This is a genomic window from Bradyrhizobium sp. TM233 (genome assembly GCF_036247965.1).
Lineage (GTDB): Bacteria > Pseudomonadota > Alphaproteobacteria > Rhizobiales > Xanthobacteraceae > Bradyrhizobium > Bradyrhizobium ottawaense.
Window position 1 is genome coordinate 1 of sequence record NZ_BTIG01000025.1, and the last position, 25748, is coordinate 25748.

Genomic DNA, 25748 nt, shown 5'->3' on the forward strand with positions numbered 1-25748 from the left:
TGGGACTTCTAACGGGTGGAGAATATAGGGATGTACCTAAGTATATGAAATATATGATATAATAGGTATTATTACATAGGGGGTGGTGATGGTTATTCACCCCCCATGTACCTCGGGGGGTATACCTACCATAACGTGGAACGAATGTTTGACCGACCTGATCAGTTTATGACTGGACGGGGGATGCGAACAGTTAATGAGCGGCTGGGGTACGTTACGCTCCTCTGGCTCAGCGACATAGGCCACAGGGATTCCTATGGTGGCGCTGGATTCGCTTCAGCGCTCGGGGGCACCAAGACAGCATGGACACGAACGGCCTCTGGGTGGACTCCTTATGGAATCCTTGGGCATAGCGGCTTCGTTGGCCGCAGGCGGGGCACCGGCCTATATTGTTTCACTCAAGGTGAGTGACAGGGCTGACGCCGCTGGGGTTCGGCGGCTTTGGCGGCTTGAAACCGAGTAGACTTGAAGTGCCGCGTAGGCGCCGCGCCACGATAGGGTCCAGTCGGGCCGGAAGGACCCATTCGATCCTCACGTGTACCGAGGGACCGAGGAACACCACCTGACCGCCAACTGAGGCCTGGCGTTGATGTCGGCTGCGGGAAGGCGAAGCAGACGTATCGGAGATGTTGAGCGTGTACACTGCTGCAGTTAGCTCGGCGGCGGCGGCCCTTAAAGCCAAGCAGTTGTGAAGTCGGGACACCGGGGCGTGGCCATTTAGGATCCAGTATCGCGGGAGAGGCTCATTTGAGGAGCCTCAAAGGGATACCACTATGAAGTGGCGAGCGCGCCAACGCGCGTTAGCTGTTGCTGTCCACAACGACCAGAGTTGCCTTAAAGCACTCGTCACACACAGGTACTTCGAGATTTCCTGTTCCATCATTGTCTGTCACGTCCTGATACCAGCGCGTAGCAAGTGCGGTTTCACATCTCGCGCACTGCTGGTCCTCCACGACTATGTCACGGATAAGGGCCGCGATTGCTTCGTCGCGTGTCTCGCATACGCCGACCCACAAGGCTCGGCCGTCCTTTGAAATGATGTTCATCACGCGCTTCATGTGCTCAGTTCTTCCTTCTTTCCATTGTTCTGCTCGCGCTTCCCAAGACACAACATGAGCTTGATCGCCGTGGGCGCGTAGGGCTTACCGGTTTTAGTCGTATGTCCGGCCTCTGCAAGCGCGGCTGAGACCTCGCGGAGCGAACGTCTACCACCCTTCGGCCGTGACCGGGCCAACTTCCGCGCAAGCTCAACTGTCTCAGGCCGTTGCTCAGCAATGGACTTGCGGCCCTCGACCTTCAAGCCGGTTCGGCGCTTGCGGTCTCGGGCGCCCTTTAGCTTCGCGACCAGCATCGCCTTCTCAAACTCAGAGACAGCGCCAAGGACCTGTCGGATCAAGCGCGCTGTGGGGGTGTCATCAAGGAATGACGTGGGGCTGTCCGCCGCGACAAGCTCGATGCCGCGCGCCCTCAACATGGCATAGCCAACTTCCTGGACCATCAGGTCCCGGGCAAATCGGTTGGCAGTCTCGACAATAATGGTTTTGGTGCCGTTCGCCTCAAGTGCTTCCAGCATCGCCGCGAAACCCGGTCGGGTGTCGATTGGATCGGAGCCTTTGACTGCCTCGTCGTGATAGGTGCCAACCAAGTGGATGCCGGTGCGTTTGGCGTAGGCCTCAATGGAATGAAGCTGTCGACGTCCACTGTCCCTATCCTCGCCAATATTGGCGGCCGATGAGGTCCTAAGATAGGCGAATGCTCTGACAGATTGTCTTGATTTTGCCATAGCTTGCAAACTGATGTCGTATCGATTTCCTGAGAATTAGATACAGTACCCGGAGATGCAACCCGGTATTTTGGAATCCCTTCGATTCCCTATTCGCATACCTGAGCGAGCCCGTGCGGGGCCTGCAGCTTGAAAAGATAGACTTTGTGCCATCCCGCTGAGGGCACGTCATAGTTGCAGTTCACCTCCATTAATCCCAAAATGTGCTGGGGGAGGGATTCTGAGTGGTTGAGGTTGAGGAACTTGCTCAATCGGCCGCATCGCCGGCTGACATCGTCACGGCCGAAGAGGCCGCTTCTTCGTTCTTTCGGACTGATCTTGTTGAGCGCGTGCTCAAAGCGCTGCTTGCAGACGCCGAGCGTGCTGAAGGTGACTTGCAGCGGGCTGATATCAATCGCGCGTATCTCCGACGAAAGCTCACCATTCCTGAATGTGAATGGGTCGAGCAGCATCTCCGGCAAAGCCCTATTCGAATTGTTGAAGATGATGAAGGCGATGAGGACGCCTCCGTTTCAGAACTGAACGAGTTCATTAGCTCTAAGCGTGTGAGATATCTGACCGAGATTGAAGAGCGAGAGCTCGGAAGGAAAATCCAACTTGCTCGTCAGGTACGGGAAAGCGACGAATCCTCTGATCCTGAATTTGTTGCGCGAGTGATGCGAGACGCTGAAACTGCCAAGTCAAGGTTTGTGGAAACCAACATTCGGTATGTCTACAAGCTCGCCCGACAGGAGCGGCACGTTCATCATCTTGCTGCGGATGACCTCTTTCAAGAAGGTATGATGGGGTTGCTTCATGCCACTGAGCTGTATGATCCCGAGCTGGGGTTCCGCTTCAAGACTTATGCGACTTGGTGGGTACAACAGCGGATGCATCGAGCGCGGGATGATAGCGAACGAACGATCCGGCTGCCTGTGCACGTTCAAGAGACGATCAGGAAGGTCCGACGTAAGAAAGTGAAATTGGCTTTAGAGCTCAATCGTGAGCCGAGCCTAGGTGAACTCGCAGACTACATCGGCGCTAATCGGGAAAGATTAGCGAAGCTGCTTTGGCGCCTCCGAGCCACCGATTGTCTGGAAGCGGACGCGCCAGTAACTGAGGACGGCGATCCCCTAATCAATTTTAAATCCGACGACGAAGCTGAGACGGCCTTCGAAATCGTCGCGCAGCAAGAGCTGAGGGCGAATCTTTCGGAAGCATTGGCCACGCTCTCTCCTCGTGCAGAGCGGATTCTAAGAATGCGATTTGGTCTAGATGGGAACGAGGAGCAGACGCTCGAAAGCATTGGTCAGGTTTTTCACGTTACGAGAGAGCGGATAAGGCAAATCGAAGCAAAGGCGCTTCGGACATTGAAACACCCTTCTAGGTCGCGAAGACTGCGTTCATTCATCGAATAATGCACCAATGGCACAGTATTTTGGACTCGGCTCAGATGTTCCTATTGAAGACTCAGAAAGGCTAGTCGCTGACAGCTTGAGGCAATTGCCCGATGACTACTTTGTTCTCCATCACGTTGCGTGGCAGTCGCGCAGGAATGGGAGGGAAGGTGACGGCGAAGCCGATTTCCTCGTAATCCATCCGCGCAAAGGCATCGTCGTGATCGAAGTGAAGGGCGGTGGGATTGATGTAGTAAATGGAAGATGGTTCTCGAAAGACCGTTATGGTCAGAGTCACGAGATCAAGAATCCGTACGAGCAAGCTATCGCCTCAAAGCATGCCCTAGTAGATTGGTTAAAGGGCGACTTGGCTATTTCCAATGTCGGTATTGGGCACGCTGTTGCCTTTCCGCACATCGATGCCGTGCCTCCTCTTGGGCTGGTGGCATCAAAAGCTATAACCTGGTCTCGCGCTGATCTCGCGGAGCCGCGGAAAGTCGTCGAAGGGGTGATTTCTCATTGGGGGTTGCGGGCAAACCTTTCCGCACAAGATACTTCGAGGCTTTTGAAGCTGCTTGCTCCAACCGTAACCGTTCGCAGGACTCTCGTTTCAATCTCGGCTTCGTCATCGAACGAGCTATTCGCGCTGACGGCACAACAGGTCGAAGCTCTGGCAGGGCTCCGGTCTGTACGTGGAGGACTTCTGTTTGGAGGCGCGGGTACTGGCAAGACTGTTCTGGCCATTGCTAGGGCCCAACAACTGTCTAACGAAGGCTTTCGAACTCTGCTGGTCTGCTACAATGAATTGCTGGGAGATCAGCTTCACGCCCAATTCAATGATATGAAGTCGCTATATGCGACGACCTTCCATAAGCTCTGTTTTCAAGAAGCTCGGAAGGCCGGCCTGACTATACCATCTTCTCCTTCCGCAGAATGGTGGGAAACTGAGGCGGCAGAATTGCTTGTAGAAGCCTGCGCAACAAATGGCGCGGAATTCGACGCCATAGTGGTCGATGAAGCGCAGGATTTCGCTCCCTCTTGGCTTGACGCACTTCGCTGTCTCTTCGGTCCTAAAGCAGAGCAACCGTTCTACGTGTTTGCAGACCCGCGCCAAGAGTTGTGGGGCCGGAATTGGGCCAATGGGGCCGACTGGCCTTTCACCCACCAGCTGACTAAGAATCTTCGTAACACTTCCCCCATTGCCGAGCGCATTTGTGCCGTTTTCCAAAGCAATGACCACCCAAGTGGCGTCAACGGTCCGGCTCCCATGTGGAGGGATCTTGAGAATCCCAAAAATCCCGAGGTCGACGTCATCGCCGTTGTCGAAAAGCTCATCGACGAGGGCTTTGGACCGAAAAATCTACTTGTCCTTTGCGGCACGGCGAAGACGGCTAGCCGATTGAGGAGCTTCACTGTCGGGCCATACTCTTTTGGGCTTTGGGGAGGCAACGGAATTGCGGCAGAGACAATCGCGCGGTTCAAAGGACTTGAATCAGAAGCCGTCGTTCTACTTCTGGACCGGAGCGATGAAGCAAATATTGAAAAAATGCTGGCCTATGTTGGCATTAGCCGCGCGCGGGCCGTCTTGGCGGTCATCGGAAGTGGTAAGCAACGGAACCTTTTGAATTGGTCTTACTCTGCGGCTGTCAAGTCGAAATAGCCGGCCCCACCTGCAAGAGTTGATCTTGCGAGCATTGTATTGAACATCCTGCAGGAAGGCTCGCCAAGATGCAGGCATACGGCGCATGCGCCCCCGTTGTCGGCGCAACCGGGATCAAGGGCGCAGCGTTGCTCGTCCTCAACCAGCCCATCGAGCATCGTATGCAATTCACTTTCGAAAAGCGCCTGCAGTCCTCCTAGGATGAAATCTCCTCGAGCCGCAGAGTAGACGAAGAATCCAAAGCAATATGGAAGCACAAGTTCGGACAGTGCGCTCCTCTCGATGCCAGCGAAAACCGCCGCTCGCTTGATGAAGGCATGACAAAAGGAATGGATCAGCGTGATCAACAGTCGATCTGAATCGCTCACTACGCTAAAGTCACTAGACGATCCGCTCATGTCTTGCAGTAAAGCAATCGCTGCGTCTCTCGATGTACTGGCAGCTGCTAACCGTCTTCCCCTTGCGGACATCCATCTGTGTATCCACAGCGGATCCAGCCGCAAGAAAAGAGCTTCGGTCTGAACCAACTCTCCATAGATGGTGTAATCGCCATTCATCTCCCGGTAGGTTCGCAAACGGCTCTTGCCTGGAGTTGCATCACCCCGTGTGTAACCAAATTGCCCAGTTAGAACAGGGAATCGGTCTACCAACTCGACACGCTCAAGTCCCGCTCTTCTTAGCGCCTTTGGATAGGCGTCGTTGTATAATTGCTTTGTCTGGATTCCGGCAGCGGCGTTTTTCAAGTCGGAAACAGTTATCCTGCTCTCGAAGTTGGCCAGCGCGATCTGCCGCGCCTCGCGTTGGGCTCGTTCTCGTACGGCCGGCGTTAAGTCGATGGCTATTGGACGCTCCTCGCTACGTGGCGGCATCGCAGCTACCATCGCTGCAACTGTCGCATCATCGAAGCCTCGTTCCTTCAACATTCGACGCAAGGAGTCCGTGTCGGTTGCTGCAGGGGCGTCCACGAGATTCCGTCCTCGCATGCCGTCCAAAACCCACTCCAGTGCCCGCTCTCCACCGCCAGCGACCTCGACGCGTTGTAGGATCTCACGTCTGGGCGGATTTATGAGGACGATGCCTCGCGGCTTGAACACATTCCCTGATCGATGAACCGTGAACGAAAGTGCCCCTCCCTGATCGCAATCGCATTTTGCGCCAAATCCACGTTGGATTCTGTCGTTGCATACAGGACAATAAAACACGAGCTCGGTTGCGGAAGCCGTACCGGGTAGCCTAACTGCGCGTTGACCGTGCTTCGGGCACTTCTTCACGTAAGGTGTCTTCAGCGCCCCACAGTCCTGATGGTATCCGACGAAAGGCAACTGTCCTCGCGCGGTGGTCGAACCACATTGACATCGGCCGGCCGGTGTATCGTGAAGACGCATGCAGCGCCGACACAAGTAGAGCCTTGGAAATGGCTCGCACCAGACGCCTCGTTCCTTATTGACCGATTTTACGCGGACGGAACGGTTTCGAAGTAGGTCGGCAACGAAGCCACCATCTTCGTTCTCAGCAGACCAAGGAAAAGCAACTCGAATGAGCTCTTCTCGCAGCGCTTGAGGGTCAATAGCACCCTCTATTCGTGCGTCTGTCCAGCGACGAACCTTCCAGATTCGACCAGCCGCGTCGACTGTCTGCTCCGGGAGATGGCCAAACAGGATTTGAGAATTGCTCCTGGTTTCCCTCATTGGCTGCTATCTCCAGAAATTGGCGATTGCTCTTCGACGTCCCGCAAGGAGAGCATCGCTTGTCCGGTCGGAGATAGATCAGAGATGAACCGGGTATCTGCTGATGGCTCGCGGAGGTTTCTGGTGAAGCCGTCGAACCATAGGTCTATTTGATCGTTAAGAAACTCATCCAGTTCGGTTAGTTCCAAGCTTCTCTTGATGGCCTCTCGATCCTCATTGAGGAGGTTCGGGCGCTGCTTAACTAAAGCATTCAGGTGCCGAGGAGTCGTAAGGGATGATGACCCCTCGGGCTCGTGTATCAGTTGAAGTCGTGCCAACTCTAGGCCGGCCAAGGTGCGCTCAAGCACCCTGCGGCTTTTTCGTGTTATTGGTATAGCCTCTACGAACCTATCACCATGCGAGACAAACTCGGCGAAGGAGCGGTAAACACTCGCGTCTCTCTCGCGCGTCATCTTCGGCACAACAATAACGAGGGCGGGCCACCTACGCCCCACGCGAGCCGTGGCCTGAATGAATTCGGCGACACCCAAGGGCAGCGCCATCATGATCATGACATTGAGCCGGTCGATGTCGACGCCGTGCGACATCATCGAAGACGCTGCTATTAGGTGCAGGCGCTTATCGAAATCAGCTTCTGGTGTTTCTAAACGGTCAAGTATCTGCCGGACGTTGTCAAAACCGGTTCGGCCTGTCAGTGACTCGATATTTGGTGGCGGCTCCAGTCCGGCGTATTGGGTCTCCGACGAGCGGATCACTGCATCGAGGTCTTGGAGCGTGTTGCCGTAGACCACGTTTGTCCCGTATATGTTTATAAGGAAGTCACTAAAGCGCGGGTCGATCTGCAACTCCGAGCAGACGCCCGTTGGATCGTTCAACAGCCTACGAGTAGCCTTTTGAAGGGTGACAACCAATCGGTCGACGACAAATTCGACAGTAAGGCGCCTTGGGGCGAGCGCGATATACCGCCGCATCAGTTGATCGGAATCGGCGGTCCAAAATCCCTTTCCGTCCTGCGGCGCAGGTTGAGGAAAAACCCGCGCGGTGCGTCGATATAATACAGAAACCTGCTTCTCATATCCGGTCAAAGTGGCGGACGATGCGAGAATCTTCGGCTTTGATCCTGTCAATTCCTCTTGCACGCTGTCGAGGGCGGCTTCGTAATGCGCATCGACCGCGCCTAAACTATCTCGGAGAAGATGAAGCTCGTCCTGCAGTCGAAAGGTCGGTGCAAAGAGAATCTTGTCGATCGGGAGGGGAGCGGGCTCGCCGCCCGCACAGTCTGGAACAAGGCATCCATTCTTGCGGTCCTGCCTTCGAGCGTATGTATAACCGTGACCTGGCCTTGTGCACTTTCCCCAAGGTGGTCCGACTAGCCCCCTCATGCCCGATTGGCGCGCTATGTTTGCGGCCTTGTCCAGCGTGCCTACCACTACGGTCGGCAGGAATCTCCAAATCTCATCGTCTACAACGAAAATTGGAAGCGGACTGCCTTCAGTTTCGCAACTTGGATTCGTACAGGTGTGCACCAATCTCCAAACCTTGCGGTCAAAGCTAGTGCAGACTGATCTCGACCGGCATATGGGACATGTCTCGATGATCCGAAACGGGTTTGAGGTGTCATCGACTTTGTCGGCATCCCATTCGCCTTCTCGGACGGCCTCCTTTTTGATTCTATTCGGAGTAGCGGTTCCACCAACAAGGAACCCGAGGGAAAAGGGATCGCCCGGAATTCCCTCCTTCCGACGCACAATCTCAGCTGCACCGAGCGCGTTCACGAACCTCTGCGTTTGTTGTAGTGAAAGCAGTCGAAGGGGGAAGCGGGACCAAGCTGTGATCCCTGACGCCTTGCCACGCAATCTATCGAGCAGCGCTGCTGTGATGAGCAAGCCGAGATACGTCTCAGTCTTGCCTCCTCCAGTTGCAAACCAAACGATGTCGACGACATCCGCCTCCTGCTCTGGATTGACAAGGCAGCTCATATTGGCCAGCAAGAACGCAAGTTGGAAAGGTCTCCAACTATCGTAGCGGCCCTGAGCTGAGATTCGCATCGCACCATTCATCAGCCGGAATGCGGATTGAAGTTGCGCGTTCTCCTTAAGAAGGTCCAATCCTTCGCGGACTCGCAAGAGTTCGCCTTGGAAGTCGGACGATGCTCGTGCAGCCTCATCCCGCATACCAGAGGACCATCCTTCAGAGACCGCTCGGGCATTAAGTGCGTCGCCTGACCAAGATCGATCTGCCCAGTCAACAAACTCGGTAATCAGCGCCTCACAAGATGGAATCGGATTCTTGGAGAGCGCCTCGAAGCTCAGGTTGGGTTGCGGCGACGTTGATGTCCAATAAGCGGGGCGCATCTTGGAGATGAACGGCGCGTCCGAGGTGCGCATACCGCCAACAATTGTCTCGACGCCGCAATTGATGCCGAATGCGGGGACCTTTCGGTCATAGCGAAAGCTATCTGGTAGCGCGTCGAGCTCGAAAGGCTCGCATTCTAAGCCGACGACTTCCATTGAACATTGGAACAGACGGCCCTCCGCGAGGTCGTCAACATCGGCATCAGTCGGCGTCGAGTTTACGAAGGTAATCTCAAGGTTGCGAATTGAATCATTGCGGCGTGACGCTCGTACCCGAATTTCGCCCTGCAGGCCTTTGCCCCCAGCTTGGCTCAAGGCAGCAGTGATCTGGTCGCGGCCAAAAATTTCTTCAGAGCTCCCGTCAGGAATCGTGGCATCGACAGACGTCTCGATTGGGCCGACTTTTTGCCAGCGCCATCTAAATGCGGAGTCCTTTTCGGCTCGCTCTCTGAGCCAAATGCACATTGAGACCCGAACGGTGAAGTTCGACAGTGTCTTAGGCTTTAGCCGGATTCCGATGGCACATGGTTCTAGTCTATCTCCGCGCTCGTCCTGTCGTGTGACGACGTCCTTAGGGCCGAGACGGCCCAGCCAAAAGCGCCCGGTAGGATCGACTTCGGACCGAGGCACCTCATCGCCTCTTGCATCCAAGATGGCGCGGAGCTCCAGCCAGCGAACAAATCGTTCTGCAGCGCGGTACCTTGCGCCGTCCTCGTCAACATAGGAGATGAAGTCCATCATACGGCCCCGACACGTATCAGTTGCGTATATTCTATCAAACCCGCTGCTATGCAAGCCAAATGAAGGCGTCCCCAGCTTCGTTGGGGGATGGGTCGATTGTTGTGGATCCCGACTTCGGAATCCTGTACTTGACGTGTGGTTGAGCTGATTCAGGTCCACGACAATGGGTAGATCAAAAATACTTAAGGCTATTGATTTGTACTCTGGCGTGGGCGGCTGGGCGCTTGGCTTGCGACTTGCTGGAATTGATGTCGTCGCCTCGTACGATTTATCAGGTGCAGCAAACGAAACAAACTTCAAGAATAATCATCATCAGGCCCAGACGGTCGATATAAGGCGACTGAGTTTAGACGAGATTCCTTCAGCGGTGGACATTGTTGTTGGGAGTCCGCCTTGCACCCAATTTTCTTTCGCCAATCGCGGCGGCAACGGCAACATCGCGGACGGTCTAAAGGACATCGTGAAATTCCTGACTGTCGTCGATCACATCCGTCCAAAGTTCTGGGCTATGGAGAATGTCCCTCGTGTTGCAAAAATTATCGAACATGAACTTCGGGCGGGTGGTCGTTTGCGGCGCTTCAGGCATCTTGGTCTGACGTTCCAAATTGTTAACATGGAAGATTTTGGACTGCCTCAACGAAGAAACCGATGCATCGTTGGTAATATTCCATTCGATCTGCTGTCGGCTTACTCGCGCGACACTCGGAAGCGGACCCTAGGTGCTGTTGTGAAAGCATTGTCGAGCAGGGCGGTGCATGATCCGATTTATGGAGTTCGACTGAGGCGTGATCATCTTCGCGATCATGTTTTCGAGGAAGCGCTTGATCTTGAGGAGGTTCGGATAAATCGGGCCAACAAGGCGTGCCACCCGGTCTACAACGCCATGCCTTTTCCCGACCAACTCAGCAGGAGCGTTCGAACGATAACGGCGACTTGCACCCGCGTTTGCCGAGAGAGCATTGTCATCTCCGATCGTGATCACCCGACGAGGTACCGTCGCCTCACGATTCGCGAACGCGCTTCGCTTCAAGGCTTCCCGATTACCTTCCAGTTCTACGCGTCCAGCTATCGAAAGAAGTTGGAGATGGTGGGTAACGCGATGCCACCTCTCTTTAGCTATTACATCGGTCACGCAATGAAGAGTACGTCTCCAACAAACGTACCGAAAGTGACGCAGCTTGCTTCGTTGCTTGGTGTACCTGCTGCGCTGGCAGAAGAAACGCGTCCAGAGAAAAGGACAACTCGATATCAACCAAATCGGCGGTTTCGATTTGCAATCCCTAGTCTCCGCCTAAAGAGTGGTGTGCGGTTCGAGCTAGCGAATTCCGCCGAAGAAAATGCGATGTGGGAGGTGAACTTCTTCTTTGGGACGTCGAAATCGATTCACTCGATATCGCTGGAGCGCGCGCTCGCAACAGTGGTCCTCAGGAAGTTGCCTAGCTCCGCTCGCGGGCCGGTAGAGATGCAGTTAGATCGACTAGGCGAATTTATTAGGTCTGCTGATGTAGGCAGGTTACAACAAGTATGGACCCATCGCGGTCCAGGGAGGACGACCCCATTCATGGTCCTCGATGCACTCGACGAGTGTGGTCGGGAAGTTGGTAAATCACTTAGTCGCCTTTCCATCTGTCCGCAAATATTGGCGGAGTTGATAGAGAAGGAGTTCGCCGAGGATCGCGAACAGCCGGTCGGAGTTCCCAAGCTGCTGAAGAACGCCCCAACAATCTTGGCCGGCATTCTCGTAGGTTCCATTGCCAATCCTTTACTCAAGTTTCGTCGCATCGGCGCTACCCTTGGCGGAGCGGCAAGAGCAGGTTAGCCTGTTCTGCCCTTAGTGTTAGTGGTCGGACTGATGGTCGATAGGCTCACGCCTGCTGAGCGCAGCGCTCATATGGCACGCATCAGGCGTAGCAACACGAAGCCCGAATTGATCGTTCGGAAGCTGCTCCATCGACTAGGATATCGATTTCGAATTCAGCTGCAGGGAGTGCCCGGAAGGCCCGACATCGCTTTTCCGGGCCGGCGGAAAGTGATCTACGTCCATGGCTGCTTCTGGCACGCCCACGAAAATTGCCCCATCAGCCGAATCCCCAAGTCACGGACGGAATTTTGGCAGACGAAATTCGCAGCGAACCGGGAGCGAGACCGGCGTTTGGAGACGTTGGCCCGGAAGGCGGGGTGGAGCTGCTTGGTCGTCTGGGAATGTGAACTTAAGCACGAGGAAGAGCTTGCGCCCAGACTCAAGGCTCACTTGGGGCCGACAAGGATAGGTCGAGACTAACTCTGCAGCCATTCCAGCGAAGGTGCGTCCGAGTTGGCAGCCTTGCGGCTCTAGCCGATGGGGACTCTTCGCCGAAAAGAGGAGGCTTGAGGCAAATACAAAAAGGCACTACAAACCACGCGGTTTCGGCGTAAAAAAGTTCAGGTTTATCAAAGGGAAGGCTGACGGTTGGCAGTACCCACCCAACTGTACCAAAGCTCTTAAAGATAGGATCGGGACCTTTTATTAAGCCCCTTTGAGTAGCGAATTTGGATTGCTTTCGATCGACTTCGGGACGCTCCGCACAATCTTGGCTTGTCGCATCGGCGAGAGGACCTTTCCCGGGGATTCTACTAAACGACAGTTGGAAGCTTCCGTTTGCGCGCGTAAATTGTAGAGAGCGGGCAGGGGAGCGAGAATGAGCGAGGAAGATGGTGCCGAGTCCACAGGGACTCCGCAAAGGAAGAAGCGGTCTGAAAAGAACAAAAAGAAGACCGCGAAGACAAGACGATTGGGGAAGCCGAAGAAGCAATCCGTTAGCAGCAATACGGCAAAGTTTCCGCGGCACAGCGTGGACAAAGCGCTCCGCATTCCACGCGCGATAATCGACCAGAACGCTGGACATGACTGTACCGACGCGGAAGCTGCCACGTTCGTCGGCGTCGGGTTCAATGGTCCATTTAAGGTAGAAGTAAGTTCATCGATCAAATACGGATTTCTCTCTCGCCCGAGCGCAGGCCGAATTGCCGTGACAGAGAGAGCGCGACAGGCGATTCGTCCTCAGAAGGCGGGCGACGATATTGAAGCCCTCCGAGCAGCCGTGCTCGACGCGCCAGAAATCAAAGAAGCCTATACCCACTATCGCGGCGAGTATTTGCCGGACGAAGAATTTTTCGAACACGCCCTTGAGGACAAGTTTGGCATCCCAAATGATAAGGTTGCCGAATTCAAGGAGATATTTCTCGCCTCATTGCAAAGTGCGCAATTGGTGGAACGCAGAGATGACAAGTTTCGCATACTTGATACGAAGGGCGCCTCGCAGGAGGGAGCAACACAAATCAAAAAGCTGAGCACTAGTGCCAATGTTAGCGCTAGTGATAGCTGCTTTGTGCTGATGCCCTTTGGTCCTCCGGTAGGAGACTACTACAGTCAGATTTATGAGCCAGCCATCCAAAAGGCCGGCCTGCGGCCCGTCCGGGCGGATGCCGATATATTCGGAACGGGGAAGATTATCGATCAGATATGGAATGGTATCAATTCAGCGAAGGTTCTGATTGCGGAGCTTACTAGCCGCAATCCAAATGTTTTCTACGAGTTGGGCTTGGCCCACGCTCTCAACAAACCAGTAGTGCTAATATCGTCTAACGAAGGCGACGTCCCCTTCGATCTAAAGCACATCCGAGTTATCTACTACAACGTTAGCGATCCCTTCTGGGGTGAGAAACTCATTGAGAAGGTCGCAGAAAATATTCTCTCAGCTCTCACCAATCCCGAAGAGGCCGTATTCAAGCGAGCGCTGACTTCAAAATAGTTACAGTGACAGTGCACGAAAACACCTATCCAGCCGCCCTACCAGCCACCGTTCCAGTCCTTCAATCGGCCGAGCAGAACTAGGAGGGCGGCATATGGCTCGTTGACATGCTCCGGCTGATACAAATCTAGTTCGCTTTCGGCTAAAATCTTGAGGTGCACGTTGTTTCGATGCTTCCAAAGCTGCGTGAGGGTTGCGCATTGCTCTTGGGAGATCCACCCTTCTTCTTGAGCCTTCGTCAACCGAGGATTCACACCGGCGCCGTTCTTTGCGGATAGCACTTTATCTCGGGAAAGGCCGGGAACGCAGAGCGATACCTCCAATATCGTTCCTAAAGTTACGATGGCGGACTTCAAGGCCATTTGCTTGCCGACGCTAGCGATATCCGTACGCGAAACCACCCACCAAAGAACGTCAAGGAACATGAATCCGTAAGCGCAACTGCTGATTTGATCTCGCGTCAAGTATGCAGGGCACCGTACCCTGTATTGGGCAGCGGTTCCGATCATTCCACGCGGGAAGCTGATTTTAGCCTCTGGCTTAAACGCGCGCCCACAATAGTCTTGGATGTCTTGGACTAAAGAGCCTGCATTTGCAGCTGCAGCCTTCAGCTCATTGTCGTCTGCAATAGCCATAGCTGTTACGCCGCCAATCTGCGGTTTCCATTTCCCTTTGACGAATTGTGCCTTCTGCACATCAGAGCGGCGTTCTCCAACTTACTTCGCCCACCTCTACTGTGTGGATCTATATGATCGATTGTGAAGTCGTTCCAACTCAGTTTGGTCGTGCATCCCTTATGAGAGCAAACGCGGTTCGCGGAGGTATTCCAAATGATGCGGCGCTGCTCGGCGGTAAACCCTCGTTGCGAGTCTTTGCTCGAAAAAAGACTCTTCAAGATGCTACCAAGGATCTGTTCGCGCTTTCGCCTCTGACTTACGTCATCGGTCATCTGCGACACCGTGACTAAGTATTCTCGGTAGAGTTCCTGGTCTGGACGAGCTCCCTTCGCTTTACGCTGGAGCTCACGAACTTCGTCGACTCGGTTTGCGAAAGCCTTGAGCAAGTCCCACGCAAGCTGATTTCGACGACGATCAGTAAGGACGAGTCCTTCTTGCTCGTACTTTCCGATCAAGACTGCCAAAGTATAGAAGTCTGTGATTTGCTTTAGACGGGTGCTTTTTAAGTCCGGGAACATGCGTTGTACCCGGTTCAGCGTTGTGGTTGCCAGCGACACAGCTCTTTTTAGTTGCCGACCATCGAAGGAGTTCGTTTGCATAACCCTATCTAGAGCGGTTTTCTTGTTTAGTACGTCGCCTTGAACGAGCGACAGCATCAATTCTGACACGAACTCAACGTGCTTCATCCGATCGATTTGACCGGCAGTGAGAATTCCATTCTTCAAGAAGTACTTCGCGAATCGGTTTGCCAGTCTCGATGCCTCCTTGAGGAATGGGCTGCGATAGTAACGGGCATGCCTCTTCTCTTGTCGTGTCAGTGCTTTGCCGGTCGAGTTAATTCGAACGAAAACCTCTATGATTTCTCCGAGCTCGCCATCGACCTCGATCACGGGTATCTCATAACCTGTGATGAGATGTTGTAGGCCTCTTCTCTTCATAAGAGGCCAGTCGATCCACTCCAATTCATCAGAGCCTGGAAGCTGAGTGCGTGTATAAAATCGACCGCGCAACGTGCCGATGAACATCAGCAGGGACTCAATACGCTGCTTTCCGTCGATCACGTCGAATACTAAGTGGCCGTCCTCCTCACGCTTGTACAGGAAGATAGCAGGAAGAGGATAGTTCCGTAGGATGCTGTCTACGAGTTTGGCCCTATCGCGCTCATTCCAAACCGATTGGCGCTGGAAACCTGGCTCAAGGTTCAGATGATTGCGCTCGTACAAATTCCAGAGATCGAGCACGCTCTTAGTTGTTGCTTTGTGCTTCGTAGACGCTGATTTCTGCATTTGCCCCCCGACATTTGCGCTATCATAACGGATAGTTGAAATTCAGCCAACCTTCAACCGCACGATCATCATCACCACCAGCGGCAGCGTAACCGCCGCCAGCAGCGTCCCCAGCGCCACCGCGCCCGATACCGCGTTCGCCAGCCGCTGATACTGCACCGCGAAGATATGCGCGGACGCTGACAGTGCACTAAATTCACGTCGAGGAGAGCGCCCTATCCGCAACGCTGCTCAAAACCAATCTTGTCCGCCGCCACCGTAGCTCCTCGTTCCGCAATGCGCTATCGGTAGCGAGCCAAAGACGTTCATCGACAAGCAAGCCAGGCGGAAAACATCGTGAGTTTCTTCGAGCGTCTCAAGACAGCAGCATCCGCTGAATGGCGGGCCTACACCGAGCATCCCTTCACGAACGGATTGGCGGACGGCTCGCTCCCTGAAGCTGCGTTTCGTCACTATCTCGTTCAGGACTATCTGTTCCTCATCGAGTTTGCGCGCGCCTACGCGCTCGCGGTCTACAAGTCGCCCAGACTTGCCGACATGCGTGAAGCATCGGCCGGCCTTTCGGCTATCCTTGATGTCGAGATGAACCTGCATGTGAAGCTCTGTGCCGAATGGGGCCTGTCCCCGAGCGACCTTGAACAAGCCCCTCCGGCGGCCGAGATGCTGGCCTATACGCGCTACGTGCTGGATGCGGGAATGCGCGGCGATCTGCTGGCGCTCAAGGTGGCGCTTGCGCCTTGCGTGATCGGGTACGCGGAGATCGCAACGCGGCTCGCCTCGCAACCCCTCGCGGGCGCTGCGACGAATGCCTATCGCGTCTGGATCGCCGAATACGCCGGCGCGCCGTACCAGGAGGTCGCTGCCAAGGCGCGAGCGCATATGGAGCAACTCGCCGATCTCTATGCCACGCCGGCCCGCGAGGCCGAACTGATTGCGATCTTCAAGGAAGCCACCCGGCTCGAGGCAGACTTCTGGGAGATGGCCTGGCGCGCGGGCCAAGCCGTCGCATAGCGGTGTCGGCAGCCGTCAGGCGCCCCTACCTCCCTCCGGCCACCACCCACACCACCACCGGCAGCGTCGCCGCCGCCAGCAGCGTGCCCAGCGCCACGGCTCCCGACACCGGGTTCACCAGCCGCTGATACTGCACCGCGAAGATGTAGGCATTTGCGCCGGTCGGCATTGCCGCGAACAGCACGACGACACCGGCGGCCAGCGGCGGCAGGTCGAGCAGCTTTGCCAGCACGAACGCGGCCGCCGGCATCGCCGCCAGCTTGAGCGCGCACATCGCCAAGATACTCAGCTTCTCGCCCTTCACCTCGAAGCGGAACAGGTTGATGCCGAGCGCGATCAGCGCCGTCGGCGAGCCCGCCTGCGCCAGGAGCTCGATGGTACGGTCGACGACCGGGGTGAGGCCGAGGCCCGTAAAACGCCAGATCACGCCAAAGCCGATCGCGAGCATCAAGGGGTTGCGGGCGAGGTCTGTGAGCACGGGCCAGATGACTGACAGGGCCGAGCCGGTCCGCTTGCGGCTGACCAGCTCCATCTGCAGGATGCCGCAGAGCCAGAGCAGCGGCGTGTTCACCGACAGGATCAGGGCCATCGGCCCTGCGGCCTCGTTGCCGAGTGCGGAGAGCGTCAGGGGAATGCCGAGCATCACGATGTTGCCGTAGACCGAGCCGATCGCGAACACGACGCCGTCCTCGCGATCTTCCCGCCGCGCGCGGAGCAGCGCCGAGATCATAAGCGCCGCGATCCAGGTCAGCGCGAGCGCGCCGTAATAGGCGCCCCACATCCTGTAGGGACTGACATCGGGGAATTCCGAGACGACGATGGTGCGGAACAGCAGCGCTGGGATCGCGATGCTGAAGGCGAATTCGCTGATGCCCTTGTGCGCGGCCTCGGAGACGAAGCGAAACAGCACCGCTGCATAGCCGGCCGCGATCAGCGCGAACACCGGTGCGACGATCAACAGTGTAGCCATGCGCCCCTACAACCCCAGCTCGATGATCCCATGTGCGATCCGCACATTGGCATAATCGATCATCCAGCCTTCCAGCGTCACCGCCCCTGAGGACGGTGGCAGTGCTTGATGACGGTGACAGTGCATAAAAACTCCCGCACCGCAAAATGCACGTTAGCCGCAAGGCTGACCAAAGACAATTTGTGCACCGCCACCGTGACCGATCTCTCACGCAGAAATCCGGGAGAAGTCCCGCGAAGGCAGCCGAACGGCAATTGCTGGAAGGCAATCTCGTGTAACCTGACTACATTCTTTGATCGATTGGATCCCATGTCCCTTGCCGCCGACCGTCTCCTCGCTGCCGTCGAAGCGATCTACGATACGGCAGCGAGCCCATCATTCTGGCCATCCGCTCTTGGCAAGATCGCAGGCTGCTTCGATGACGCCGGCGCGATCCTGCAATGGCGAAGGGACGACGGGGCCTTCGGAGCCATCGCCTCCGAAAGCCTCGCGCCGGCGCTCACCGACTATGGGACGCGTTGGGCGCAGCACGATTTCAAGGCCGAACGTTGCATCTCGGCCGGCCTTTACGTCAGCGGCGAGCCCTTCACCGATCGACACATCGGCCCGATCGACGACGCCTACCTCAACCATCCGTTCAGCAGAGAATTCCTTGCAAGGCACGGTTTGGGCTGGTTCGGATCGATCGGGGTGTCACCCGACCCCCGGATCATCGTGGCTCTCAGCGTGCAGCGAGCCTTCGCCAAGCCGCAGTTCTCCGAGGCCGAGCTGGACCTGATAGCGACGCTCGGGCGCCATGCCGAGAAGTCGTTGCGGCTGTCGATCAGGTTGCTTGATACCGAACTGGCCAATCTGGGCCTTGGCGACGCCCTCGCGCGGATCGGCATCGGCGTGTTCGCGCTGGACTCGTCGGCGCGCGTGCTGTTCGCCAATCCGGTTGGGGAGAGCCTTCTCGGCGAGGTGTTCGACCTCGTGAACGATCGTCTGCGTGTTCGCATGGTGGCGAGCCGGGCGCCGTTCGAGGCCGCTATGACGCAAACGCTTCGCGCCGAGGCGCGCGATCTGCTGGCCGAGCCGAGACCCATTCTCGTCGAGTCGAGTGCGACAGGCCGGCGTTTCGTCATCTACCTGCTCCCGATCACCGCCGGCGCACTTTCGGACAGCCATTTTCTGACCCGCACGCGAGCGATCGTGCTCGCGATCGAGCAGAAATCTGCCGAGCCTCCGGATCCCGCCATCGTGCGGGACATCCTGGGCTTGACGCTCGGGGAGGCCAGGATCGCCTCGCTGGTGGGCTCGGGCGTTCCGCCGAAACAAGCTGCGGGCCGGCTCGGGATTGCCGAAGACACGGCGCGCAATGTGCTGAAGCGCGTATTTCAGAAGCTCGGCATATCCAGGCAAAGCGAGCTCGCGGCGCTGCTCGGCCGGCTCGTGTTGCGAGGGCCTTGAATCACCGGCCTTTGAAGGATGCGCGTCGGGAATGGCTTGTAGGCGCCGCTACGACCCCAGGGCGATGATCCTGCGCGCCATCCGCACATTGGCATAGTCGATCATCTTGCCGTCCAGCGTCACCGCGCCCTGGCCCTGCGCTTCGGCCTGCTCCATGGCCTCGACGATCCGCCGCGCCTGGGCCAGCTCCTGGTCCGAGGGCATGAACGCGCGCAGCGTCGGCTCGATCTGGTCGGGGTGGATGACCTGCTTGCCGTCAAAACCCATCGCCGCGGCCTTTTGCGCCGCGCTTTCGGTCAGCCTGGCATCGCGGAACGCGCCGCAGGGGCCGTCGATGGCGATCAGGCCGAACGCGCGGGCGGCGACCAGTAGGCGCATCATCGGATAGGCGAACAGGTCGAGCGGGGCGGAGGCATAGCCGCTTTGCGCCGATCCGACATGGCGGTAGCCATCCGGCGACACGCCGATGTCGGAGGAGCGGGCGCCGATCGACGCCGCGAAATCGCCGACGCCGAGATGCAGCGCGGCCACGCTGTCGTGGCACGCGGCGAGCGCATCGACATTCACGAGGCCGAGCGCAGTCTCGATCAGCAATTCCAGCGCGACCGGCGAAGCGCGATCCGGCGCGGTAGCGCGCAGCTGATCGGCGATCGCAACGATGTCGCTGGCGCGCTCCGCCTTCGGCACGATCACCGCATCCAGCCGGGGAAGCGCCGCCAGCGCGCGGATTTCCTGCGCGATGAAGCGGCTGTCGACGGCGTTGACCCTCACCGTGACGCGCTTGGTACCCCAGTCGAGCGAGGAGAGGGAGCGGACGGCTTCCTCCAGCGCAAAGCTCTTCTCCGCTGGCGGCACCGCGTCCTCGAGATCCATGAACACCGCGTCCGCAGCCGAGGCCGCTGCCTTGGCGACGAGGCGGGAGCGATGCGCGGGGACGGCGAGGTAGGCCCGCGTTGGCCGTTGTGCCATCGTCAAATGTCCTTCGCCAGACCAAGCTCGCTGAGGATGGCTTGATTGTGCTGTCCCACATCCGGCACCGGATCCATCCGCGGCTTGACGCCTGGAATGGTGAGCGCGGGCAGGAAGCTCATCACCGGCCCGCACGGCGAGCCGACGGTCTGCACCCGCGAGCGCGCGCGGAGCTGCTCATGCTCCAGAAAGGCCTCGACCGAATTCAGATGCGCGTTGGCGATCGCGGCCTCATCGAGCAGGCGCAGCACCTCCTCGCTGGTCATGGCGGCAAAGCGCTGCTCGATATGCGCCTGCAGATCGTCGCGGTTCTGCATGCGCAGCGGATTGGTGCGGAAGCGCAGGTCGTCGGCGAAGCCGGCGTCCCCGAGCACGATGCGGCACAGCGATCGCCATTCGCGATCGTTCTGGATGCCGAAGAAGATGGTGTTGCCGTCGCCGACCCGGAACGGGCCGTAGGGCGCGATCGTCGCATGCTTCGCGCCGGTTCGCGGCAACGGCCGGCCGGTGCTCTGGGTGTAGAAGGCGGGATAGCTCATCCAGTCCGTGATGGAATCGAACAACGAGGCCTGGAAGGCGGTGCCCTTGCCGGTCCTCTCGCGGCGATACAGCGCCATCAGCACGCCGTTGAGGATGTACATGCCGGTGGCGATGTCGACCACCGACAGCCCGACCTTGGCCGGCTCCGCCTCGGTGCCGTTGATGGCGAGAACCCCGGCCTCGCACTGGACCAGCAGATCATAGGCCTTCTTGTCGCTGTAGGGGCCCCCGGTGCCATAGCCCGAGACGTCGCAGGCGATGATGCGCGGATGTTTGCGCAACAGCGATGCGGCATCGAGGCCGAGCCGCTCGGCAGCGCCGGGCGCGAGATTCTGGATGAACACGTCGGCCTGCGGCAGCAGGGCGTCGAGGACCTTGCGGCCGTCCTCGCTCTTGATGTCGATGGCGAGGCTCTCCTTGGACCGGTTGGTCCAGACGAACTGGCTCGACATGCCGTTCATCACGTGGTCGTAGTCCCGGCAGAAATCCCCAGTGCCCGGCCGCTCGATCTTGATCACCCGCGCACCCCAATCCGCCAGGTGCCGGCTGGCCAGCGGCGCTGCGATCGCCTGCTCGAGCGAGACCACCGTGACGCCGGACAGCGGCAGATCCGCTTCATTCCCCGTCATGCGATCGTTCTCCTCATGTGCGCTTTTCGACCAGCGCAGGAGACCAGCCGACCACCCCACGCGCATCTTCTTGATGCTGACATGATGCCCCTGTTTTGCCCGACAAGTCAAACGTGGTTTCGTTAAATCCTAAGGCGTGAAAATGCGTAACGATTGCCGCGACTTGGCTACTGTGCATGGGGTTGTTTTCGCGTTTTTTGTTTGAGGGGTCTGTGGCTCCCTGTCATTCCCCGCGTCCCCATGTGGTCGTGGAGAGCTCCGCGTCTCAAACGCTTTCCGGATGACCGCGGGTCGCCCGGCGACAGCGAGGCGGAAGTCTGACCGCTCTGTTGCCAAGACCGCACAGGTCCGACCTTTCGCATCCCCCCTCGGTTGCCAACGAACCGTCGTTCACCCACTATTCCCTCCGACTCGACATGTTGGGGGGATCGATGCCGGCGTTTCGCTTCAAGACATCCTTGGCTGCTGCAACCCTCGGGATGGCCCTGGCCGTGCTCATCCAGCCCGGTGCGGGCTTCGCCTATACCCCGGAGGAGCAGCAGGCCTGCACGCCGGATGCGATGCGGCTGTGCGGCGAGTTCGTTCCGAACGTCGATGCCATCACCGCCTGCATGATCAAGAAGAAGGCGCAGCTCTCGCCGCAATGCCGGGTGTTCTTCCGCCCCGGGCCCGAGCCGGGCGAGGCTCGCGCCGGCAAGCCGACCAACATCGCGCCCAAAACCGCGAGGAAGAGCACCAAGCCGGTCGCCAGGAAGAAAAAGACCAGCGACGGCTGAGCCCGGGACAGCCGCGTTCCTTGTCTGAAACCTTCGTCATGCCTTGCGTCAGCCCTGCGCCAGCGAGCGGACTCCTTTTGTTCGCGAAGGCCGCGCTGATGCCTGCGGCAATTACGAACGCGCGATGGAAAAGAGTCGGGTAAGGGTTTGCGCGGGAAGGTTGCATTCCGCCTGGTCCCGCTCGGCTGCTCAAAAAGCGCACAGACGCTCGCGCGGACGGCGTTTCGTTGCAGTCTGTCTCTCGTCCTGCGACGCAGTGTGACTCAAAAGCCAACACGCCTTGTTATTTCGTGGCCGTAACGCAACCCTCGATAAATTTTTCTTTCACGAATCAGCGCGGTGATTCATTTTCGCGGCCTGGGGTCAATCTGGAGGCCGAAGGTATGAACGTTATTGTTTTTGCATCGCGTAAAGGCGGCTCGGGCAAGAGTACCCTAGCCGCGCATCTCGCCGCGCAGATCAAGGCGAGCAAGCAGGTCATGCTCGTGGACGCGGACCCGCAGGGCTCGCTCACGCTGTGGCACAAGCTGCGTGGCACCAACGAACCGCCGATCAAGGCGGCCGTGAACTCCGTCAGCGGCATCGTCTCCGCTGCCAAGCGCGACGGTTATGAATGGGTGTTGATCGACACGCCGCCGAACCTCTCGGCCGTGGTCGACGACGCGATCAAGAACGCGACGATGGTGGTCATTCCGGCGCGTCCCGGCGTGTTCGACGTCAACGCGGTGCAGGAAACCATCCAGATGTGCCGCGCCGCGCGCAAGCCCTACGCGGTCGTGCTCAACGGTGCGCCGGCGCGCCGCGACGAGTCCGAAAGCCCGATCGTCACCATCGCGCGCGAAGCGCTGGCGAAATTCCGGGCTCCGGTGTGGGGCGGCCAGATCACCAACCGTTCGGATCTGCTGATGGCGCTGAGCCACGGCGAAGGCGCGCGGGAGTATCAGGCCGAGAGCCGTGCGGCTCAGGAAATCGCAAGGCTGTGGGCGGCGATCGAGCGTTCAGTCAAGGCCATTCGCGGCACGGCGTCGGCGTCCGGCGCAATGCACAAGCAGGCTGCATAATTTTCATAAATCATTCCCCGGACGAAAAACGCGCGGGAATGTCCGCGCGTTTTGCGTTTTCGGGATCTGCCGAAGGAGGGCTACGCCACCATCAGCATGTAGAACACGATGACCGGCGACAGCGTCAGGATCACCGACCAGATGCCGGCGGCCCAGAGAATGTCCTCGGTGGTAAAGCTCTGCTCGGTGGACAGCTTCTCCTGTCCGGCGCCGAAATACGACGCCATCTCATTATGACTATTCATAAACGCCCCCGCGATTTCTTCGCTTATGGGCGTGAACGATACGCGGGATGTTTTAAGATTCCGGCTTGCAAACCGCTGCGCATTTTGAGCGCATTTGTGACGGCCGCTTAACCATCCGCGCGACGTGCCGCCTTCAGGCGAGCCAGATCCGATACAGCAGCACCGGCATCAGGCCGAGCATCACTGCCCAGAACCCGAACGACGAAACGACGAGAATTCCCTGCAAAAGATCGGCCGGCGCGTATTGGCTCGCGGCCGTAGGCCGGGTGCGATGTCCCATGGTCATTCCCCCTCTGGAAGTTCCTGGAGAGCAACGATAGGGACGGATGGGTAAACGAGCGGTGGATGTACCATGCGGCGGGCGCGAAGGCCGTTGGGGTGATGTTAACCACGGGCGGCGCTCTTACCCTCCCCTGGAGGGGCCCTCCAGGGGAGGGTAAACGATACTACGCCGCGACCTTCGTCCGTCGCTCGATCTCGCGATCAATCGCGGCGGCGAGCTCGCTGCTCACTTCCACCATCGGCAGACGCACTTCGGGGCTGTCGATCAGGCCGCATCGCCACAGCCAATACTTTGCCGGCGCCGGGCTCGGTTCGGTGAACAGCAGCCGCGTCAGATCAGCGACCTCGTGCCAGCGCGCCAGCGCCGCGTCGTGGTTGCCGCGCTTCGCTTCCGCATACACCGCCGCAAACGTCGCGGTCTCGACATGGGCCGACAGCACGATGCCGCCGTCGGCGCCGTCGCTGAGCGCCTCGAAATAGCTCGCGTCCTCGCCGGTGAGCACGCGAAATTCCTTCGGCCGGTCGCGCAGCAGCGCGATCGATTGCTCGCGGCTCGCCCCGCAATCCTTCAGGCCCACGATGTTCGGGTGCTCGGCGAGCCGCAGCATGGTCTGGTTGGTGATGTTCACCGAGGTGCGATAGGGAATGTTGTAGATCGCAATCGGCCAGGCGGCGTGATCGGCGAGCGTCTCGAAATGCGCCAAGAGGCCGCGCTGCGAGGGGCGCACATAGTAAGGGCTTGCGATTAGATAACCGTCGATCGGCCAGTCCGCGGTCTCGTCGAGGCGGTCCTTCAGCCGCGAGGTGTCCGCGCCTGACAGTCCGAGGCAGATCGGCAAGGTGCGCCGGCCCGCCGCCATCTCGTCGCGCACGATGGCGACGAGGCGTTCGAGCTCGGCTTCTCGCAGCGTCATGCCTTCGCCGGAGGTCGCCCCCAGGATGAAGCCGTCGATGCCTTGCGCGCTGTAGTGTCGCGTCAGCCGCCGCAGCGATCGCTCGTCGAGCGCGCCGCCCTGAAACGGCGTCACCAGCGGCAGCCACAGCCCGTGCAAATGATCTTCAAGTCCGGTCATGTTTCCATCTCCTTCTCGGGAAACCTGAGACGGAGGGCACATGAAAAAACCCCGTCCAGGCGGCGGGGTTTTCGGGATTGCAGCGATGACGAAGCCGGTCTAGCGCGCGCAAAACTCCGAGGTCCCCGGATGGGGGCCTTTTTTCGAGGCGGTCGCCTTCGACGAGATTGCGCACGACTTCGTGATCATTTGCAAATGATGCGGGGTATGCCTGGAACTGTCAATACACGCGGAAGGCGAAGGCCGGTTTGACCGAAAAAAAGCCGGGCTCGAATGAGCCCGGCTTAAGGTATTGGCCACGTGAGGCCGACACAATCACCTTCCAAGAGGGATTACTGAACTCCCGCGCCACTGGAGGAGGGGGACAAATGCGCAACGCGAAGGCTCAGCGTGCAAACAGTATGAGCTTGACGAGCGCCATGCAGCAACAGCCGAGGCCGCATGTCAGTCATGCGGAAATCAGGAAGGCCAGCGCTGCGCCTTGCTCACCACGAAGTCGCGGAACACCTGCACGCGCGCGACCGTCTTCAACTCCTCGGGATAGACGAAATACGTATCGAGCTGGATCGAATCCGACTCGCCGAACAGCTGCACGAGTTTGCTCTGTTCCTCGACGAGGTAGTCGGGCAGCGCGGCGATGCCGAGGCCCTGCTGACAGGCGCGCACCAGACCGAGGATGTTGTTGACCCTGAAATAGGCTTCGCGCGGACCCGAGCCGTTGCGGCCGGCTTCGACCAGCCAGTTGCGGTTCTGCAGATGCGGCGCGAAGTTGCCGTCCGAGAGCGTGATGATGCGGTGGGAGTCGAGCTCCTCCAGCGTGCGCGGCGTGCCGAAGCGCTTGATGTATTCCGGCGAGCAATAGGCGTGGAAGCCCATCGCGAACAGCTTGCGCTGGATGAGATCCGGCTGCGTCGGCTTGCGGGTGCGGATGGCGACGTCGGCCTCGCGCATCGACAGGTCGAGCTCCTCGTCGGTGACGATCAGCGAGATCCGGATTTCCGGATAGAGCGCGGTGAATTCGCCGAGCCGCGGGATCAGCCAGTTGATGCCGACGCCGGGGGTGGTGGTGATCTTGAGGTCGCCGCTCGGCCGCTCGCGGCTGTCGGTCAGCTTGGCGCGCGCCGCCTGGAGCTGCATGAACACGTCATGCGCGGTGCGGAACAACAAATCGCCCTGCTCGGTGAGGATCAGGCCGCGGGCATGGCGGTGGAACAGCGAGACCGAAAGCTCCTGCTCCAGCGCCGAGACCTGGCGCGACACCGCCGATTGCGACAGGCCGAGCTGCTCGCCCGCATGCGTGAAGCTGCCCGCTTCCGCCGCTGCGTGAAACACCTTCAGCTTGTCCCAGTCCATATCCGTAAATCCGTCGCGTGTTCGGGGCATGATC

The 25748-nt window shown here is 58.3% G+C and carries 22 protein-coding genes; 9 read left to right on the plus strand and 13 right to left on the minus strand.

Features of this window, described 5'->3' with window-relative positions:
* Window positions 1-800: 800 nt before the first annotated feature.
* A complete protein-coding gene (locus AABA86_RS30425; protein WP_338309426.1) occupies window positions 801-1058 on the minus strand; it encodes a hypothetical protein in 258 nt (85 codons plus the stop codon).
* The gene (locus tag AABA86_RS30430) at window positions 1055-1783 is read right to left on the minus strand and encodes a recombinase family protein (RefSeq protein WP_338309427.1); all 729 of its coding nucleotides are present in this window, start codon (window positions 1781-1783) and stop codon (window positions 1055-1057) included. Before AABA86_RS30430 ends, AABA86_RS30425 begins: the two co-directional genes overlap by 4 nt.
* A 224-nt stretch (window positions 1784-2007) precedes the next feature.
* Between AABA86_RS30430 and AABA86_RS30435 the strand changes: the two genes are divergently transcribed.
* The gene (locus tag AABA86_RS30435) at window positions 2008-3180 is read left to right on the plus strand and encodes a sigma-70 family RNA polymerase sigma factor (protein WP_338309428.1); all 1173 of its coding nucleotides are present in this window, start codon (window positions 2008-2010) and stop codon (window positions 3178-3180) included.
* 7 nt (window positions 3181-3187) lie between these two features.
* Window positions 3188-4819, plus strand: a complete 1632-nt coding sequence (locus tag AABA86_RS30440) for an NERD domain-containing protein (RefSeq protein WP_338309429.1) — start codon at window positions 3188-3190, stop codon at window positions 4817-4819.
* Here AABA86_RS30440 and AABA86_RS30445 read toward each other — a convergent pair.
* Window positions 4792-5742, minus strand: coding sequence for a hypothetical protein (locus tag AABA86_RS30445; protein ID WP_338309430.1), 951 nt, complete (start codon window positions 5740-5742; stop codon window positions 4792-4794). The genes AABA86_RS30440 and AABA86_RS30445 overlap by 28 nt on opposite strands.
* A gap of 761 nt (window positions 5743-6503) precedes the next feature.
* Window positions 6504-9599 (minus strand): helicase-related protein, encoded by a 3096-nt coding sequence (locus AABA86_RS30450; RefSeq protein ID WP_338309431.1) that lies wholly within the window; start codon window positions 9597-9599, stop codon window positions 6504-6506.
* A 166-nt stretch (window positions 9600-9765) separates the two neighbouring features.
* Between AABA86_RS30450 and AABA86_RS30455 the strand changes: the two genes are divergently transcribed.
* From AABA86_RS30455 to AABA86_RS30465, 3 genes are all read left to right on the plus strand, one after another.
* Window positions 9766-11421, plus strand: a complete 1656-nt coding sequence (locus tag AABA86_RS30455) for a DNA cytosine methyltransferase (protein ID WP_338309432.1) — start codon at window positions 9766-9768, stop codon at window positions 11419-11421.
* 33 nt (window positions 11422-11454) lie between these two features.
* Window positions 11455-11883, plus strand: a complete 429-nt coding sequence (locus AABA86_RS30460) for a very short patch repair endonuclease (protein ID WP_338309433.1) — start codon at window positions 11455-11457, stop codon at window positions 11881-11883.
* A gap of 397 nt (window positions 11884-12280) precedes the next feature.
* On the plus strand, window positions 12281-13393 hold the full coding sequence (locus AABA86_RS30465) for a hypothetical protein (protein ID WP_338309434.1): 1113 nt from the start codon (window positions 12281-12283) through the stop codon (window positions 13391-13393).
* A gap of 38 nt (window positions 13394-13431) precedes the next feature.
* Here the strand turns inward: AABA86_RS30465 and AABA86_RS30470 are convergent, their stop codons facing one another.
* Window positions 13432-14028: a hypothetical protein gene (locus AABA86_RS30470; RefSeq protein ID WP_338309435.1), complete on the minus strand. Its 597-nt coding sequence runs from the start codon at window positions 14026-14028 to the stop codon at window positions 13432-13434.
* A 5-nt stretch (window positions 14029-14033) separates the two neighbouring features.
* Entirely contained in the window at window positions 14034-15356 is a 1323-nt protein-coding gene (locus tag AABA86_RS30475) for a GmrSD restriction endonuclease domain-containing protein (RefSeq protein WP_338309436.1), read from the minus strand.
* Window positions 15357-15692: 336 nt separating this feature from the next.
* On the opposite strand from AABA86_RS30475, the gene tenA reads away from it, so the two are divergent.
* Window positions 15693-16367, plus strand: a complete 675-nt coding sequence (tenA, locus tag AABA86_RS30480) for a thiaminase II (RefSeq protein WP_338309437.1) — start codon at window positions 15693-15695, stop codon at window positions 16365-16367.
* Window positions 16368-16392: 25 nt separating this feature from the next.
* Here tenA and AABA86_RS30485 read toward each other — a convergent pair whose 3' ends face one another.
* Window positions 16393-17337 carry an AEC family transporter gene (locus AABA86_RS30485; protein WP_338309438.1) on the minus strand — a complete coding sequence of 315 codons (945 nt, stop codon included), beginning with the start codon at window positions 17335-17337 and terminating at the stop codon, window positions 16393-16395.
* A gap of 108 nt (window positions 17338-17445) precedes the next feature.
* On the opposite strand from AABA86_RS30485, the gene AABA86_RS30490 reads away from it, so the two are divergent.
* Window positions 17446-18786 carry a helix-turn-helix transcriptional regulator gene (locus AABA86_RS30490; protein ID WP_338309439.1) on the plus strand — a complete coding sequence of 447 codons (1341 nt, stop codon included), beginning with the start codon at window positions 17446-17448 and terminating at the stop codon, window positions 18784-18786.
* Window positions 18787-18834: 48 nt separating this feature from the next.
* On the opposite strand, the gene AABA86_RS30495 is transcribed toward AABA86_RS30490, so the two are convergent.
* Together AABA86_RS30495 and AABA86_RS30500 are read right to left on the minus strand one after the other, a co-directional pair.
* Window positions 18835-19755 (minus strand): HpcH/HpaI aldolase/citrate lyase family protein, encoded by a 921-nt coding sequence (locus AABA86_RS30495; protein ID WP_338309440.1) that lies wholly within the window; start codon window positions 19753-19755, stop codon window positions 18835-18837.
* 2 nt (window positions 19756-19757) lie between these two features.
* On the minus strand, window positions 19758-20924 hold the full coding sequence (locus AABA86_RS30500) for a CaiB/BaiF CoA transferase family protein (protein WP_338309441.1): 1167 nt from the start codon (window positions 20922-20924) through the stop codon (window positions 19758-19760).
* A 431-nt stretch (window positions 20925-21355) separates the two neighbouring features.
* Here AABA86_RS30500 and AABA86_RS30505 point away from each other — a divergent pair, with 431 nt between their 5' ends.
* Together AABA86_RS30505 and AABA86_RS30510 are read left to right on the plus strand one after the other, a co-directional pair.
* A complete protein-coding gene (locus AABA86_RS30505; RefSeq protein WP_212248339.1) occupies window positions 21356-21700 on the plus strand; it encodes a hypothetical protein in 345 nt (114 codons plus the stop codon).
* 383 nt (window positions 21701-22083) lie between these two features.
* Window positions 22084-22761 carry a ParA family protein gene (locus AABA86_RS30510; RefSeq protein WP_028150667.1) on the plus strand — a complete coding sequence of 226 codons (678 nt, stop codon included), beginning with the start codon at window positions 22084-22086 and terminating at the stop codon, window positions 22759-22761.
* Between the two features lie 80 nt (window positions 22762-22841).
* Here AABA86_RS30510 and AABA86_RS30515 read toward each other — a convergent pair whose 3' ends face one another.
* From AABA86_RS30515 to AABA86_RS30530, 4 genes are all read right to left on the minus strand, one after another.
* Window positions 22842-23006, minus strand: a complete 165-nt coding sequence (locus tag AABA86_RS30515) for a hypothetical protein (RefSeq protein ID WP_212248460.1) — start codon at window positions 23004-23006, stop codon at window positions 22842-22844.
* A gap of 133 nt (window positions 23007-23139) precedes the next feature.
* A complete protein-coding gene (locus tag AABA86_RS30520) occupies window positions 23140-23286 on the minus strand; it encodes a hypothetical protein (protein ID WP_165637427.1) in 147 nt (48 codons plus the stop codon).
* Between the two features lie 166 nt (window positions 23287-23452).
* Window positions 23453-24361: a 4-hydroxy-tetrahydrodipicolinate synthase family protein gene (locus AABA86_RS30525; protein ID WP_212248338.1), complete on the minus strand. Its 909-nt coding sequence runs from the start codon at window positions 24359-24361 to the stop codon at window positions 23453-23455.
* A gap of 459 nt (window positions 24362-24820) precedes the next feature.
* Entirely contained in the window at window positions 24821-25744 is a 924-nt protein-coding gene (locus AABA86_RS30530; RefSeq protein WP_026201990.1) for a LysR family transcriptional regulator, read from the minus strand.
* Window positions 25745-25748 lie beyond the last annotated feature (4 nt).